Origin of the sequence: Desulfonatronum sp. SC1 (genome assembly GCF_003046795.1) — a bacterium.
Lineage (GTDB): Bacteria > Desulfobacterota > Desulfovibrionia > Desulfovibrionales > Desulfonatronaceae > Desulfonatronum.
The window spans coordinates 1-14,858 of sequence record NZ_PZKN01000040.1 but is presented as its reverse complement, the minus strand read 5'-3'; the positions used below and the strand labels follow the sequence as shown (position 1 = coordinate 14,858).

The window sequence follows — 14,858 nt, the reverse complement described above, 5'->3', positions numbered from 1 at the left end:
TATCCTTATTTGACTTACTATCCACTGAAATTATTCTTTATTTCTGGCAAATGGCTTATCTTCCCTTTGTGCGACGCTGATTCGCCTTGTATTTTCCCGGATCAACTGGGTAATCCCAAGAACCGCATCTCAGCTCGATCCTACCGCCAAAACCCGTCTTGAACCGATATAGCCCATGGAAAGGATGAGACGAATCCAACCCAGGAGAGACACCTCCCATATCGTAAGCCGTGCATCCTTGTTCTCTTGCATAGAGCATTCCTTCCCAATGTAGGAGATACGGTGCCATGAGATTGCGTTTCATATCTGCGGAAGCACCGTATAGGTAGTAGGCTACCCTCCCCGATACGGCCACGATTGCTCCGGCCAGAAGATCAACCCCATGGTGAGCCAACAACAGGAAGATTTCCGAATGCTTCCGGCAATGCGCTTGAGCAAGAAACATGGCCGCGAAATGTGAAGGCTCGTGGATAAAAAAACCGTTTCGCGCCGCTGTTTGTCGGTAAAGATCGTAAAAAGCCGGAAGCCTCTCCATGGATGTCCGTTGAACCGTGATCCCTTTGCGTCGGGCCAAGCCGATATTATATCGAGTCTTTGGCTTCATGCGTGACAGGATCATTTGCTCCGAACCATCGATGTTCACGATCAGGGAACTGGCCACGGACATATCCATAGGCGCTTTCTTCAATTTCCAATTTCGCGTCCCCATGTTCATCCGTAATTCCTGAAGCCTAGCCTCGGGAAAGGCACTCAACCCATTTTCCCGCATTTCCTCGGCGTACGGAGACATCCAGGGCAGATCAAAACGGATAAAGGCAATGCCATGACCGAAAATGTCGACCAAAGACTCGGAAAATTCTTCGAGAAAAGGCCCGTATTCGTCGATTCTCGGGGAAAACTCAGGCCCCTGTGGAATACAGGCATACAGGTCGTTATTGGTATTTCGCTGGATAAGCACGAGTACGTCACTCCATTTATTTGAAAAAACGATATTGTAGGCTACTGTTTCCAGTCCACTTGTCTTTTTCACTTGAGCCCAGTACCGACTTTGATAAAGAATATTTGTTGGGTAAAGCGCCTGTGTTCTTTTCGAGGAAAGTCGAAGCATTGATCTAACTCCTTGATGCTGCTCTTTTCAAAAAAACAAAATGGGCTCCGGCAAAACCGGAGCCCATTTTGGGTACAAAGTACAAAAAGAATGTGTCGCTGAAAAATTTCTCTATATTTACCCCGGCCATCTAGAAAAGGCAAGCTCCTGCAAACAGCACCGCGAAAAACACATTTTGGAATGCGTTAAGGCATCGATTTAATGGCAACAAAGACGTTTATCCGCATCTTTTTTTCATTGTAGTTTTTTTCAACCTAGCTCAAGGCGTCCTCTCCAGACATTCCGCAACACCTCGCACCCTCACCGCCGCCAGCCACAGACACACGACGTCCAGAACCAGTTCGTCTCCGTGTTCGCCATTGGTCAAAACAGCAAGGCCCCGTACCTGGGAGCCGTCCGGCTCATGGCCGTGCAGGAATGCCAGCAAAGAATGCCAAGCCGGGAGATTGTCGCCGGGATGAAAGGCCAACAAGCCTTGGCCGTCCGGGAGATCCAACAGCCCCAGCCCAAGCCCCCAGCGGCTTCCGGAAAAGACCAGTCCGCTTTTTGCGCCGGGCTGAGGGGAAAGCATGTCCCGCAGGAGTGAGCGCTCAAAACCCAGGCTGTGACCGCCCTCTCCTTTCTCCGGTCCGCTCGCGGTCAACCCGGCGGCGAAGCGGCCCAAATCCCCGGCCGTGGACCACAGCCCGGCCGCGGCCAGGGCCGTGAACCGGCATTCCGGCACGGCGGCGTTGTCCGCGGTGTAGGACCAGGCCTTGTGACCATGCAGCCGGGGATCGTCGCCAAAGCTGCTCGATTCCATGCCCAGCGGACTCAAAATCAGATCCCGGGCCAGTTGAGCGAACGGCCTCCCGGTGACCTCTTCGACCAGCAGTTCCATCAGGGTGTAGCCGCCTCCGGAGTAGGCCCACTGCTCCCCGGGCGGCAGGATCACGGCCACGCCCCGATCGCCGGCGTCTGAAGCCGAGGTCAATGAAGCTTCCAAGGTCTGAACCGGCTGGCCCGGCAAAAAGCCCATGTACCCCGGCACGGAAAGCCCGGCGGTATGGCTGAGAATCCGGCGTAGCGTCACCCCGTCAAGGTCGAACTCCGATTCCGGGAGTCGCCAGCGAGTCACGTACCGGGAAACCGGTTTATCCAAATCCAACAGCCCGTCCTGGACCAACCGCAAGACCAGCGCCGCGCTCACGGCCTTGGAAATGGAGGCCGCCTGAAAGACCGTATCCGGCAGGGCCGGAAGCCACGCCTCCATGTCCGCCCACCCGTACCCGTCCTCCCAAACCACCTTCCCGTCCTCCACCAAGGCGACGGATGTTCCATGCACCTGCCATTTGTCCATCAGACGGAACATGGTCGCTTCCAGTTCGTCCGGCGGCGAAAAACCAACCTGAGCCATGCCCGAGCCAGCGAGGCCGAGGAGCCACAAGCAAAAGAGGCCGGGCAGCAAAAAACTCGAAACATAAATATGACGTGACATGGGACCTCCCTAATCTCTGCATGCTCGAAGTCAGGCAAACCCTTCATCGCCGCCTCTTGCAGTATTGTCGACCTCTCGTCAATTTCTTCCTTTTGCCGACTCAACCCACGTATCTGGAGAACGGATGCGTTTCCCGTACCACCGAATTTGTCGCTCGGTGGCACGGGAGCTTTCACGACTCTTCACAGTTCAGCTTCGGCTCACTGTGGGTACATCCGCGCGATTTCCGACTCCACCAGTTGCTGCAACTGCTTGAAGCCGAAGGTCGTCAAGGGCTTGCCGTTGACGAAAAAGCCCGGGGTTTTGGTGACGTTGAGCGCCCTGGCGTCGGCAATGTCCTGCTCCAGGATGCGCTGGATTCTTGCTTCGTTCATGTCGTTTCTGACCATGTCCAGGTCCACTTCGGCCATGGCCACGAAGTCCCAAAGCAGATGCGGTTGCGGGTTCTGGTGGCTGGCCCAGTGGCCCTGGCTTTGATACATGATGTCCAGCGTTTCCCAATATTTGCCCTGATTGCCCGCTGCTTCGAGGATGCGCACGAAATCATCGGCCCCGTCGTGGAACGGAGCGTATCGCAAAACCAGCCTGATTTTGCCGGGATTGTCGTCCATCAGTTTCTTCACGAAGGGGGAAAATGCGGCGCATGTCTCGCAGGCCGGGTCCATGAATTCCACCAGGGTGACCCGGGCGTCCTGGCTGCCCAGGCTGGGAGAGTGAGGCCGGACAAAGACTTCGGCGTCTTCCCGGGCCAGAAAGTCCAGCTTCTGCGCTTGCTGCGTCTGGTAGACATGGGTTGCGATGATGAAGAGCAGACCCAGGAGCAGTCCGGCGGCGGCAACGAGATATTGTTTCCTCATTGTGAAAATCTCCTATTGAAGGTGTACAGTAGCACCAGAATGATCGTGAAAGCCATGAATGAGAGCATCGGAATCGTCAGAAAACCGAGGATGTTGAAATCACTCTCCGTGCAGGAGACCCCCTGACTGCACGGCTTGATGCTCTCCGGGACTATCCCGTAAATAAGCAGATTTTGGTACAGGGCCACGAGCCAGCCCGCGCCTGCCAGAGGCAGGGCGTAGCGCACCACGCTCTTGTCGCAGAAAAAGAGACCCGTGGTGAATATGAACGCCAAGGGAAAGAGAAAGATGCGCTGGTACCAGCAGAGAACGCACGGGGGCAGTTGCATCACGGCACTGAAGAAAATGCTCGTCAGTGCGGACGCAATGGTCAGCAGCCAAGCCAGAAAGAGAATATTCCAGCCTGGATTACTCATGCTATCCGTAGAAGCCATGCGGATTGACCTCCCATAGCAGTCAGTAAAAAACTCCCAATCGCAGCAACGCGGCAATTGGTGTTTTTTTGGGACTGTTGCCAAATATTTTTTTCAACACGCAGCACGGAGTAATGCCGTTGCCGGGGTCGGAATCGGGATCGGGGTCAAAACGCGGGGATGCGTTCAAAATTCCTGTTTCGATTCCGAATCCGAGAGCGAAGCACCGACCCCGATTGCCGGAGCAAGAGCGGACACAAAATGTGCTGAGCAGTTACGAGCAAACAAGATCAGGAAAGTTCGGGAGGGAAGTCGATACGACGGACCAAGTCCGAAGGAGGGCGCGCAAAGGGTGGGCGGGCGAAGGTGATTGTCGAGGGAAGACCAAGGGTGGCCTCGGGAAGGAAGGACGTGAGCAGTTTCAGGCAAAAAAGGCAGAGACACCCCTGCTCCGTGCATGGGGTTGGGTTCGCGGGCTCATCAGGGCTGACATCAGGGCTGAACGGCATGCAGCAGGAGTCCACGTCAGCAGGGTGAAGCAACGCCGAAACAACAGCCCCTGCCCCACTTGCGGCAAAAGAGGTCGTCAGCAGAACGGCCAAAACTAGCCCTCTTACAAGCAGCGCACACATTAATCCAATCTACCGCGCCGATGTCCGCATGTCAAAAAACATGGATTTTGAACTTTTATTTGACAATCCCTTTTCACAAACTTAGCATTTTCCTATGTCAATGATCCAAAGAAAAATCCTGACACTCGTCGTTCTGCTCGGAATGTTGGTTGCCGTAAGCGGATTCGATTGCATTGCCATGGACTTTGGCCATCCAGACTCGTCCGATTCCTTATTTTACTCCCTCCCTGGCCCGGACACGCCCCCTGCCCCCTGCGCGACCGGACTCTGTGCGTGTCCACACTGCTTGTCTTTTTGCACGTCCCACGTAGCCGCGATCGTCTTTTTCTCCTCGCATTCCTGCACTTATACTTCCGTACCGTCCTTGTACCCACCCGACGGATTCATGAGTCCCGCCGGCTTCCCCCCTGAACACGCCTGATTCCTTTGCCAAGGCGGCGGATTCTCCAAGCTTGCTCAGCCGGGACTTCAGCGTGAAACTGCTTTGCTGAATCTCTCTTCCCGGCACGAGCCAGATCTACCCAGACCTGACCAGCTTATTATTCCGCATGCCTTGATCCCTCTTCGGCGAGGCAACACCCAACCCAACATCAGCTTGCCCTGACTCTGACGACACTTCTATTCTCAACCCCAACGAGGAGGGATCATATGGATTTTTCCCGCAGGAATTTCATTCGTCTGGCTGGAGTCGTGGGGGTCTCCGGCGCTGTCGGCTTGACGCCCCTGGCGGTGCTTCAAGCCGGAGTGCAAGTGCCCTTGCCCGCGATTCTCAAAACCGGCGACACCCCGCGCTACGGCATGTTCATCGACCTGGAGAAATGCGTGGGGTGCAACGCCTGCACCGTGGCCTGCATCCGGGAGAACAACACCCCGCGAGGCATCGGATACATCGACGTGATGGCCATGGAGAAGCCACGGGCCGCCTACCTGGACACCCATTTCCAGCCCATGCAGTGCATGCACTGCGAGGACCCGGCCTGCGTTCCGGTCTGTCCGGTGCAGGCCACCTACAAGCGGGCCGACGGGATCGTGGTTCAGGACCTGGAGCGGTGCATCGGCTGCAAGTATTGCATGCAAGCCTGCCCGTACCAGGTCCGACACTTCAACAAACAGCCTCCCTTCTCGCATGGCAGAGCGCACCCGGCCGGCGGGAGCTATCCGGGCGGCGTGGTCCTGAAGTGCACCTTCTGCCAGCACAGAATCGATGCCGGGAACATCACCACGGCCTGCACCGAGGCCTGTCCGGCGGACGCTCGCTATTTCGGCGACCTGAACGACCCGCGCAGCGATGTTTCCAGGGTGATTTTCGAGCGCAAGGGCATCCAACTGCTGCCGGAAAAATTGACTCGCCCACAGATTTTTTACGGACTGCCCAAAACCGAAAGGAGGGTCTAGGCCATGCCCAACACGGAAACGCAACCGCGCAAAAGCGCGCTGATTTACCTGTTGTTCTTCGCATGCCTGGCGCTGCTGGCCCTGGGCGTATTCAGCGCCGTGCAAATCCAGCTCAAGGGCCAGGAGGTCTTTGGCTCCTCGGACCAAGTGCCCTGGAACGTGATCATTGCCGGGTACGTCTTTCTGGCCCTGGCCGCCAGCGGACTTTGCCTGACCGCCAACTTCTTTGAACTGCTGAACATCAAGCGCTTTCAACTGCTCCAGAAGCGGGCCCACTTTCTGGCCGTGTCCTTTCTGGTCCCGGCCCTGGCCATGCTGGCCATGGACCTGGGACAATTCACCAGGATGCACCACTTCATCCTCTACCCCAGCCTGAGTTCCCCGCTGTGGTGGATGGGCACGGTCTACGGCATCTATCTCGTTCTGCTGCTCTCGGAATTCTGGGCCATCCACAAGGGTTACGCGCGCATGGCCTACACCTTTTCCGTGATCACGCTGATCGCCGCGGTGGTGGCCACAAGCATCCTGGGCGGCATATTCTCGGTTATTCTGGATCGCACTCTGTGGTTCGGCAGCGGCACACCGGTCTGGTTCGTTTTTTCAGCGGTTATTTCCGGAATCGCGGCCATGATTTTCATGACCATCCTGACCTACTCCCTGAAAGGCAAGCCCATGGGCGAGGACCTGCAGCAAGCCCTCCGGGAGCTGGGGACAATCCTGACCGTTCTCCTGGGCATCGGGCTGGTGTTCACCGTATGGCGGCTGATCGCCTCGGTCTACGTCAAGGTTCCGGACACGTTTTTCATCATTGCCTCACCTTACGGCTTCCAGTTCTGGGTGCTCTTTCTGGGCGTGGGCATCCTTGTCCCCTTTCTGTTGCTGCTGACCCGCACCAAGCGCAAAAGCAGCGCCATTGAACTGGCCGGGCTGCTGGTGCTGATCGGCATGTACGTGGACAAGCATATTTTCGTGCTTGCCGGACAGCTCCGCCAATCCATTGATGGGACCACGGCCGCCTATACCAGCACTCCCGCCGAGTGGGGACTGATGGTCGGGACAATGGCCGCCGCGATCCTGCTGTACATGTTCGGAGAGCGGTTTCTCTCCCTGGATCAAGCGCCCCGGCACGCGGAAGCCGAGAAGCCCAAGGCCGCACCGACGCCTGCTGATGAACCGGGGGCCATGGCCGTTTCCTTGCCCGAAGAAAGCGTGGCCAGAGGATGACAGGCCTCTGTTCGGCCTTGATGGCGCGGCGGCAGTTGGACCGTATTGGCGGATGGATGATCAACACCAATGAGGAGGCTTTATCCATGACTTCCATGAAAAAGATAATGACCGTTTTGGCCAGTATATTTCTTGTCGGAGTTCTTTCCGGGTGCGAAGATCCCCATAAGCACATGGTCGGCGACCGGGCCGTGATCACCGACCCGGATGCACCGGTACTCGGCGTGGAGGTCCGGGCGGCCATGGACCAGCAGCGTATCGCCCTGAACTTCCGCTGGGAAAGTTCCAAGGAATTCGCAGGCCAGTTTCACGACCTGGTGGGGTATGACGGCGAAAAATGGGAGCGTCTGCGCGGGGAACAGGCTATTGACGAGGACCGGCTGAGCATCATGTTCGAAGACCCGCGCCGCCCCATCAAGGGCTTCGCCAATACCGGATGCTACGCGGCCTGCCACGTGGACTTGCGAAGCATGCCCGAAACCCTTGGCGACTCCCGGCATTACGTTTTGGCCGAGACGGACGCGGACGTGGACGCCTTCGGTCTGGACATGTGGCACTGGCGCGGAGGCCGGAGCGGGCCCATGGGATATGCCGAGGACACTTACATCAGCAAGGGCAAGTTCGGAACCGTGTACAACGGACGCAAGCGCGACTCCCTGGGCTCGCCGCCGACCAACTGGGTCCGGGAACGCGGGGACCGGCAACGCGAAGATCAGCCCCTGCACATTGGCGAGTGGAACGGGGCCGGACTACCGCGCTTCGTGTTCAACCCGAACAAGGTGTCCTTTGGCAACTATTTTCTGGCCGATGAAGCGGGCAGACTGATCAAGAGCAGGGAACAGCTCGCGGCCATTACCAGCCTGGACTTTATGCCCTTGAAGGTCATCTACCAGGATCTGGATTTCGACCCGGTGGACAAAACCAATGCCGTGGACGTGCTTTATCTGCTCTTCCTGGCCAACGACATGGAACGCCCGAACTTCCGCCCCGGTTGGGAAGAATACTGGGCCGACCAGCTCGGCGTGCGCACTCCGGAAGAGGCCACCGCCATGCTGGACGACATCGTCGCCAAGATGGAGCCCGGCGCGCTGGTCACCCGCAGCGTCGGCTTCATCTATGACTCAAGCCAGCACGACATCGCATCGGAACGAGAGTTCGACTATGCGAACAATATCTGGAACCTCACCCTGTACCGCGACCTGAGCACCGGCTTCGAGCTGGTGGACGACGTGGATCTGGCCGGCCTGCTGGACAAGACCGTCTACAACATGGCCTTTGCCGTGCATGACATTTCCGCCGGAAGGCTGTGGCACCACATTTCCTTCCCGTACACCCTGGGCAACCAGGAATCCAAGGCGGACATCGAGGCGATCATGGTGGACGACGTGGCGTCCGTGGACTGGGCCGGGATCGAGCCGCTGAAGTCCGCCCTGTACCTGCCCGGCCAAGTCAGCCTGCAACACCTGACCAGCCCGGACAAGCACCGGGCCGGGGCCAGCTTTTTGCTCCAACTGCGCTGCCAGAACTGCCACACCCTGGATGACATCCACAGCGTGGCCAACAAGTCCAGACAATACTACATCAAACCGTAGTCGACCATTTTCAAGGGGCGGTGCGTGTCGTTGCGCACCGCCCGCAACCTAAACCACATGGAGGACATCATGAAGAATGCATTTGGAGTGATCGCGTGTTGTATGTTGCTTTTCCTCGGCACGTTTGCCACGGCGCAGACGGCTCACGATTCCCACACCGACCACGGAGCACCGGAAGCGCCTGTCGATGCCGCCGAATTCGAAGCGACCGAACAGGGGTTGAATGAACGAATGGAAATGATGCAGGGGCATATGCAGGGCATGAAGGCCAGGATGGAAAAAATCAAGGCCGCCACCGCCCCTCAAGAACGCCGGGAACTGATGAAGGCGCAGATGGGAGATATGAAAAAAGGCATGGCGATGATGAAAGACATGCCCAAGTGTCCGATGATGTCCGGACACGAGAAGAAAGGAGAAGGCAACGGAATGATGGGGGCGGGCATGATGAAATGCTGCAAGATGATGCACGACAAAATGGAAATGATGCAGGTCATGATGGAAGGGCTTCTGGAGGATTCATCCGCGACACAAGAATAAAGAAGTAAGCGTATGAACGGCTCCCGTCCCGCATTCCGGATCGATATCGCCGGTTCTTTCGTTCGGTTCGCGGGGCGGGAACGGCATTAATGATGTTTAACACGACAAGGAGAAGCGAAAATGAAAGCACGAAGTCTCATGACGTTCTGGATGCCCCTTACGGTGTTGAGCCTGCTGTTTATGGCCGGTTCACAGGTCGCGGCGGATGCGGCGGAGCATGGACATCAACATCAAGTGGGCAGCGAGTTGGAATTTCTCGTGGAAATGATCCCTCACCATCAGGAGGCCGTGGACAGCGCCAAGCAGATCCTGGCCGTCACCGAACGCCAGGAACTACGCGACTTCGCCAAGGAAGTGATGGACACGCAGGCCGAGGAAATCGCCAAGATGCGCCAGTGGATCAAGCAGTGGTATCCCGACGCGGCCACACAGGCGGCCTATCAGCCCATGATGCGGGACATCGACGGCTTGTCCGCGGAGGAAGCGGACATCGTCTTCCTTGAGGACATGATTGAACACCACCTCGCCGCCGTGCAGATGGCTCGTGATGTTCTGGACAAAAATCTGGCCGAGCACGCCGAAGTACGGACTCTGGCCGAAGAAATCGTCGCAGCCCAAAGCCGGGAGATCGACCAGATGCGGGAATGGCTGGAGGAATGGGGCGGCGCTCCGGCTCCGGCGGGCCACCACGGTCATTGATCATCAGGACGCAGAGGGGAAGGAAGCACCCCGACCCGGTTCCAGAGCATGCTCTTTACTCAGTCCAACCTACATCCGCCTCTGGAACCGGGACTCCAAGCCCAGAAAGGTGACGTGGTTGTTACCCGCGGGCCGTTGTCGAGGTCAATGCCCGCCGTAGGCTTTCTTCCTGTGAGCAACCCTGACCACCAGGACGAGGAACACATCATCCTGGATATCGGCGATCACTCGATATGCACCAACTCGATATTTCCAGAGACCAGATAGGTCTTTTCGCAGCGGATCACCAAGGCGTCTGGGGTCTTCATCAGTGACAATGCGCTTTCGGAGGAACTTCAGGATGTCCTTCGCCGCGTTGCTCCCCAGCTTGGCCAGTTCTTTCTTGGCAGGTTTATCAATCTTGATCGACCAGCCCAAATTCCGCCTCTACTTCTTCCAGTGAATAGACCGTGCTTCGGCCTGCCCGGATGTCCTCCAGACGTTTTTCCGCTAGATACTGGTCTTCCATATCATCCAGGTACTCAAGGATTGCTTCGCGGGCATAATACGTCTTTGACCTGCCAGTTTCTTTGGCCAGATTGTCCAGCCTGGCGATCACGTCCACCGGCAACCGCAGCCCCATTTGTTGCAGCATGATCATGCCTCCTTTTGAGTATACATGTATTGCAAACTCGATAAAGTCAATCCGGGTTTCGCGAAAATCATCTCTATAATGCCATTATCGGCACATGCCCCTGGAACCAGCTCCGCACACGCGGCCATCGATCCACACGGCCCCGTCCAGATTTGCCCCGTTCCAATCCGCGCCATTGATATCGGCCCCTTTCAGATCGGCTCGGCTCAAGTCCGCCAGGAACAGGTTGGCATGGTCCAGGCGTGCGTTCTTCAGATTCGCCCTGTTCAGGTTGGCCTTGAACAAGACGGTCTCGGTCAAGTCCGCTCCGGCAAGCATGGCCCTGTACAGATTGGCCCCGGTGGCGTCCGCGCTGGACAGGTCGGCGGCCTTGAGATCGACCCGGATCAGGTTGGCCATGAACAGGTCGGCTCCGTGCAAGTCGGCTTCGCGGAGATCCGCTTCGAGCAGGTTGGCTTCCGCCAAATTCGCGAACCGCAAATCCGCGCCCCACAAATCAGCCTTGGTCAGATCGGTCTTGCTCAGGTCGGCCCGACTGAGGTCGCACCCCGGACAGGCTCCGGTGGCCAGCAGGCGTTCCAGATCGCTCTGGTCCAACGCAAAACCAGGACAAGCCATCGCCCAAAAAAGCACGACCGCCATCGCCAAGGCGATAACGGCCGTTCTTGCGGCATCCTTGTTCACGAAATCGTCCTACCGGTTGGCCAGATATTCCACCACGGCGTCTCGCTCCTCGGCGTTGAGCAATCCGGCACGCTTGCCGATCATCCGGTCCACCGTGGTTTCCCAAGCAGCCAGGTCCTTGGTGGCCCGATCCACCCGTCCCAAACCGTGACACTGGGAACACCGCTCCTGGTAGAGCTTTTCCCCGTCCAGGGCTTCGTAAGAAACGGCAGCCGTGCCGGCGAACAACAAAATCCCGCCCAGAGCCAAGCTGGTAATGAGAGTGGTCTTTTTCATGATGTTCCCTCCTTGGTTTGACGGACAGACTCGTCACTATGGGTCCGTCCGTGATGGGGTCAACTCTCAGTCAGCCTGACAGCAGACCCGAAAAAAATCAATCGCCGAAAATATCCAACAAAGCACGGGCCGACTTTTGAACCCTCTTGAAGCCCGGATGCTTGACGGACTTCGGAAAGCTTGGGAAGGAACTCGACGACCCAAGCGAACGGGTGGCTCCCCTCTTCCGCCCTCCATATGACCGACCATTGCGAGACCACCATGAGACGACCATGACCACCTGCGAACACTGCGACACCTGCCGCTCCGACGCCGACAAAGAACCCAGCGCCCATTACGTGTTCATCGGCACGATGAAAGTCGGCAAGAGCACCTTGTACGACCGGCTAACGGCTTCCGACTGCACCGAGGTCGCGATTCCCGGCATCGCGGTCTCCATTCCCCGTGGACGCCTCAAGGGGCGGGACGGGGTTGCCCTGGACACTCCGGGCATCCATTCCCTGTTCTCCACCAACGAGGATGAACGGGCCTCCCGGGACATTCTGCTGTCCCCGGAAATCCCCGGCGAGGATCTGCGCATCCTTCTGGTGGCCGACGCCAAGAACCTGAAGCGGACCATCGCCATCGCCCTGCAGTTCGCGGAATACGGGCTGCCCATGTTGCTGGTGGTGAACATGGTCGACGAGGCCGCGTCACGGGGCATTGAAATCGACTTCGCCAAGCTCTCGGAAAAGCTGGGCATCCGCGTGATGACCACCATCGCCCGGGAAGGGATCGGGGTTCGCGAACTGGCCCGGGCCCTGGACGACGTTCGTCCGGCGAAGCCTGTTGCGGCCTACTCTGCGCGGGTGAATCAATTTCTTGCCGTGGTGGAGAAACTCATGCCTTCGGGCACGTTCTCCTCCCGTGCCTTGGGCATTCTTCTGCTCACCGAGGATCCGGCCGTGGAGCGCTACATCCTGGACAAATACGGTGCCGGGATGCTGGACCAGCTCCGTCGGCTGGCCGCGGAAACCCGTCGGGAAAGCCCCATTGCCGTGGATATCGAACTGAGCAACCTCTACCAGGCCGAGGCCGCCAGGATTGCCGAACAGGTCCAGAAGGTCGAGCCGCCCTCCAAGAGTTCATTGATTCTCTCCTTCGGCGACTGGTGCACCCAACTTTCCACGGGTATCCCCATTGCCCTGGGAATTCTCGTGCTCCTGTACTATTTCATCGGAGCCTTCGGGGCCACGTTCCTGGTGGACACGATTCACGACGAACTCTTCGAGCCCCACCTGATCCCGCTGCTCACTGCCCTGATCGACTTCATTCCCAGCGCCCTGCTCCGGGACATGCTCATGGACCCGGACTTCGGCGTCTTCCCCACGGGGATTTTTCTGGCCCTGGGGCTGGTCATGCCGGTGATCTTCTGCTTTTACATCGCCTTTGGCGCGCTTCAGGACTCCGGGTATCTGGCTCGCCTTTCCCTGCTTCTGGACCGGGTCTTCCGCTTGATCGGCCTGAACGGCAAGGGCGTGATCCCCCTGGTCATGGGCTTTTCCTGCGTGACCATGTCCATCCTGACCACCCGGGTGCTCAGCACGACCAAGGAAAAGAACATCGCCTCGTTCCTGGTCTTCCTCTGTCTGCCCTGCGCTCCGCTGTTGGCGGTGATGATGGTCATTCTGGCCAAGATGCCCGTCTCGGCCTCCATCACGGTCTACGGACTGATCTTTTCCCAACTGCTCCTGGCCGGTTGGCTGGCGAACAAGGTCATTCCCGGACAGCGCTCCCAGTTGATCCTGGAAATCCCGACCATGCGCCTGCCCAAGCCCTGGGCCGTGATCAAAATGGCCTCCAGGAAAACCTGGTTTTTCATCAAGGAGGCCCTGCCGGTCTTTGTCCTGGCCTCGATGTTCATCTTTCTCTTCCAGCGCGTGGGCGGCCTGAGCGCCCTGGAAGCCGCCCTGGGACCGGTGATCAACATGGTCATGGGCTTGCCCGAACAGAGCGTCCAGGTGTTCATCAAGACCATGATCCGCCGGGAAAGCGGCGTGGCCGAACTGGAGCATCTCACCCCCCTGTTCACGAACCTGCAGATCGTGGTCAATCTCGTGCTGATGACCTTCCTGGCCCCCTGCATCAACGCGACCATCGTGCTGTTCAAGGAGCGCGGCGCACGGGCCGGGGTCTTGATCCTGGCTACGGTCACGGTCTACGCCATCATCCTGGCCAGCCTGCTGAACCACCTCTGCCGCCTGGCCGGGATCACCTTCACGTAACGTCTTCGATCACAAGGATCATGAATTATGGAACACAAACACGAAGAAATTCTGGAAGCCGTCCTCTGCGCCGGCGAATGCGGGAAGTATGCTCTGGATGACGTCAGAAAGCACTGTTGCGTGGAGTTCTCGGACGAGGACGTCACCGAACTGGAACGCCAAGGCCTGCTCGTTTCCAGCGAGGGCAAAATCCTGTTTTCACGGGAAGGCAAGGCCCACGCCGAGAAAATCATGCGTCGGCACCGCTTGGCCGAGGTGCTGCTCAAAAGCATCCTGAAGCTCAAAAATGCGGAGATGGAGAAAATCGCCTGCGAGGTGGAGCACGCCCTGCTGCCCGAGGTGGAAGAGTCCATCTGTACCTTGCTGGGCCACCCCGAGGTCTGCCCGGACGGCAAGCCCATCCCCAAGGGCCCGTGTTGCCATGCCGGACAGCGGACCATCAGCAACACGGTGGTCGGGCTGAACGAACTGCAGCCCGGCGAGAAAGGCACCATCACCTACATCAAGCCCGGCAGCCACTCCAACCTGCAACAACTCATCTCCCTGGGCCTGAACCCCGGAACAGTGGTAACGGTCCACCGCAAAACCCCGGCCTTCTGCATCAAGTACGAGCAAACCGAACTGGCCCTGGACGACGAAATCGCCAAGAATATTTTTGTCTGGAAAGTGCTGGGAGAAGAAGGCCGGGTGGCCTCAGTAATCAGCGCGACAGCAAGTTAGGGCTATGGCTGTTACTGAAATTCCGTTTGTGAAGTGGGTGGTGCAGGCATCTTGCCAGTACCGACTAGCTCTGCCTTCAGTCTTTCAGACAGCCATACCTTAACGATAGACTGTCTCGCAACTCTGACAGGAGTTTAACAGATTGAACGTCATTTTTTTTGAAAACGCAAGTGATTTCGGTGTGTTAAGTCGCCAATTCCTGTAAGACCCCACTGCTCACTCCGTAGCCCATGGCCTTCAGTATCTGGGCCTGGGCGTCGCTTGGTTCCTCAAGCTTGCGGGTCGCTTTTCGTGCCCCGGCATTCCAACAAAGACATGAATGGAGTGTGCGCATCTGCTGCATTGT

15 protein-coding genes are annotated in these 14,858 nt (G+C 57.7%); 7 read left to right on the top strand and 8 right to left on the bottom strand.

Translation table 11 applies throughout. From position 1 onward, the window contains the following. Positions 1-55: 55 nt before the first annotated feature. The 4 genes from C6366_RS16580 to C6366_RS16565 form a co-directional block, all read right to left on the bottom strand. Positions 56-1,108 (bottom strand): peptidoglycan bridge formation glycyltransferase FemA/FemB family protein, encoded by a 1,053-nt coding sequence (locus C6366_RS16580; RefSeq protein WP_107739964.1) that lies wholly within the window; start codon positions 1,106-1,108, stop codon positions 56-58. Between the two features lie 259 nt (positions 1,109-1,367). Beyond that, the gene (locus C6366_RS16575; RefSeq protein WP_107739962.1) at positions 1,368-2,585 is read right to left on the bottom strand and encodes a serine hydrolase; all 1,218 of its coding nucleotides are present in this window, start codon (positions 2,583-2,585) and stop codon (positions 1,368-1,370) included. 200 nt (positions 2,586-2,785) lie between these two features. After that, a complete protein-coding gene (locus C6366_RS16570) occupies positions 2,786-3,442 on the bottom strand; it encodes a thioredoxin domain-containing protein (protein ID WP_107739960.1) in 657 nt (218 codons plus the stop codon). Further along, complete coding sequence (locus C6366_RS16565; protein ID WP_107739958.1) at positions 3,439-3,876, bottom strand: disulfide bond formation protein B; 438 nt, start codon at positions 3,874-3,876, stop codon at positions 3,439-3,441. Before C6366_RS16565 ends, C6366_RS16570 begins: the two co-directional genes overlap by 4 nt. Positions 3,877-5,135: 1,259 nt before the next feature. Between C6366_RS16565 and dsrO the strand changes: the two genes are divergently transcribed. The 5 genes from dsrO (at position 5,136) to C6366_RS16540 (ending at position 9,934) form a co-directional block, all read left to right on the top strand. After that, the gene (gene dsrO, locus C6366_RS16560; RefSeq protein WP_107739956.1) at positions 5,136-5,882 is read left to right on the top strand and encodes a sulfate reduction electron transfer complex DsrMKJOP subunit DsrO; all 747 of its coding nucleotides are present in this window, start codon (positions 5,136-5,138) and stop codon (positions 5,880-5,882) included. A 3-nt stretch (positions 5,883-5,885) separates the two neighbouring features. Continuing rightward, positions 5,886-7,106: an NrfD/PsrC family molybdoenzyme membrane anchor subunit gene (gene nrfD / locus C6366_RS16555; RefSeq protein WP_107739954.1), complete on the top strand. Its 1,221-nt coding sequence runs from the start codon at positions 5,886-5,888 to the stop codon at positions 7,104-7,106. 86 nt (positions 7,107-7,192) lie between these two features. Continuing rightward, positions 7,193-8,698: an ethylbenzene dehydrogenase-related protein gene (locus C6366_RS16550; RefSeq protein WP_158269837.1), complete on the top strand. Its 1,506-nt coding sequence runs from the start codon at positions 7,193-7,195 to the stop codon at positions 8,696-8,698. A 69-nt stretch (positions 8,699-8,767) separates the two neighbouring features. After that, complete coding sequence (locus C6366_RS16545; RefSeq protein WP_146164894.1) at positions 8,768-9,235, top strand: hypothetical protein; 468 nt, start codon at positions 8,768-8,770, stop codon at positions 9,233-9,235. Between the two features lie 120 nt (positions 9,236-9,355). Next, complete coding sequence (locus C6366_RS16540; protein WP_107739948.1) at positions 9,356-9,934, top strand: DUF305 domain-containing protein; 579 nt, start codon at positions 9,356-9,358, stop codon at positions 9,932-9,934. Between the two features lie 144 nt (positions 9,935-10,078). Here C6366_RS16540 and C6366_RS16535 read toward each other — a convergent pair whose 3' ends face one another. The 4 genes from C6366_RS16535 to C6366_RS16520 all read right to left on the bottom strand — a co-directional run bounded on the left by C6366_RS16535 (position 10,079) and on the right by C6366_RS16520 (position 11,528). Then, positions 10,079-10,351: a type II toxin-antitoxin system RelE/ParE family toxin gene (locus tag C6366_RS16535; RefSeq protein WP_107739946.1), complete on the bottom strand. Its 273-nt coding sequence runs from the start codon at positions 10,349-10,351 to the stop codon at positions 10,079-10,081. Next, positions 10,329-10,568, bottom strand: a complete 240-nt coding sequence (locus C6366_RS16530) for a ribbon-helix-helix protein, CopG family (protein WP_233248548.1) — start codon at positions 10,566-10,568, stop codon at positions 10,329-10,331. The genes C6366_RS16535 and C6366_RS16530 overlap by 23 nt, the downstream gene beginning before the upstream one ends. 84 nt (positions 10,569-10,652) lie before the next feature. After that, positions 10,653-11,252 carry a pentapeptide repeat-containing protein gene (locus C6366_RS16525; RefSeq protein WP_146164893.1) on the bottom strand — a complete coding sequence of 200 codons (600 nt, stop codon included), beginning with the start codon at positions 11,250-11,252 and terminating at the stop codon, positions 10,653-10,655. Between the two features lie 9 nt (positions 11,253-11,261). After that, positions 11,262-11,528, bottom strand: a complete 267-nt coding sequence (locus tag C6366_RS16520; protein ID WP_107739942.1) for a c-type cytochrome — start codon at positions 11,526-11,528, stop codon at positions 11,262-11,264. A 272-nt stretch (positions 11,529-11,800) separates the two neighbouring features. Here C6366_RS16520 and C6366_RS16515 point away from each other — a divergent pair, with 272 nt between their 5' ends. Together C6366_RS16515 and C6366_RS16510 are read left to right on the top strand one after the other, a co-directional pair. Further along, entirely contained in the window at positions 11,801-13,792 is a 1,992-nt protein-coding gene (locus C6366_RS16515; RefSeq protein WP_107739940.1) for a ferrous iron transporter B, read from the top strand. 27 nt (positions 13,793-13,819) lie between these two features. Then, positions 13,820-14,512, top strand: a complete 693-nt coding sequence (locus C6366_RS16510; protein WP_107739938.1) for a metal-dependent transcriptional regulator — start codon at positions 13,820-13,822, stop codon at positions 14,510-14,512. The last annotated feature ends 346 nt before the right edge of the window (positions 14,513-14,858 follow it).

Coding starts and splice junctions, on each gene's coding strand:
- C6366_RS16580 (WP_107739964.1), bottom strand. CDS start 1,108: ATGCTTCGACTTTCCTCGAAAAGAACACAGGCGCTTTACCCAACAAAT.
- C6366_RS16575 (WP_107739962.1), bottom strand. CDS start 2,585: ATGTCACGTCATATTTATGTTTCGAGTTTTTTGCTGCCCGGCCTCTTT.
- C6366_RS16570 (WP_107739960.1), bottom strand. CDS start 3,442: ATGAGGAAACAATATCTCGTTGCCGCCGCCGGACTGCTCCTGGGTCTG.
- C6366_RS16565 (WP_107739958.1), bottom strand. CDS start 3,876: ATGGCTTCTACGGATAGCATGAGTAATCCAGGCTGGAATATTCTCTTT.
- dsrO (WP_107739956.1), top strand. CDS start 5,136: ATGGATTTTTCCCGCAGGAATTTCATTCGTCTGGCTGGAGTCGTGGGG.
- nrfD (WP_107739954.1), top strand. CDS start 5,886: ATGCCCAACACGGAAACGCAACCGCGCAAAAGCGCGCTGATTTACCTG.
- C6366_RS16550 (WP_158269837.1), top strand. CDS start 7,193: ATGACTTCCATGAAAAAGATAATGACCGTTTTGGCCAGTATATTTCTT.
- C6366_RS16545 (WP_146164894.1), top strand. CDS start 8,768: ATGAAGAATGCATTTGGAGTGATCGCGTGTTGTATGTTGCTTTTCCTC.
- C6366_RS16540 (WP_107739948.1), top strand. CDS start 9,356: ATGAAAGCACGAAGTCTCATGACGTTCTGGATGCCCCTTACGGTGTTG.
- C6366_RS16530 (WP_233248548.1), bottom strand. CDS start 10,568: ATGCTGCAACAAATGGGGCTGCGGTTGCCGGTGGACGTGATCGCCAGG.
- C6366_RS16520 (WP_107739942.1), bottom strand. CDS start 11,528: ATGAAAAAGACCACTCTCATTACCAGCTTGGCTCTGGGCGGGATTTTG.
- C6366_RS16515 (WP_107739940.1), top strand. CDS start 11,801: ATGACCACCTGCGAACACTGCGACACCTGCCGCTCCGACGCCGACAAA.
- C6366_RS16510 (WP_107739938.1), top strand. CDS start 13,820: ATGGAACACAAACACGAAGAAATTCTGGAAGCCGTCCTCTGCGCCGGC.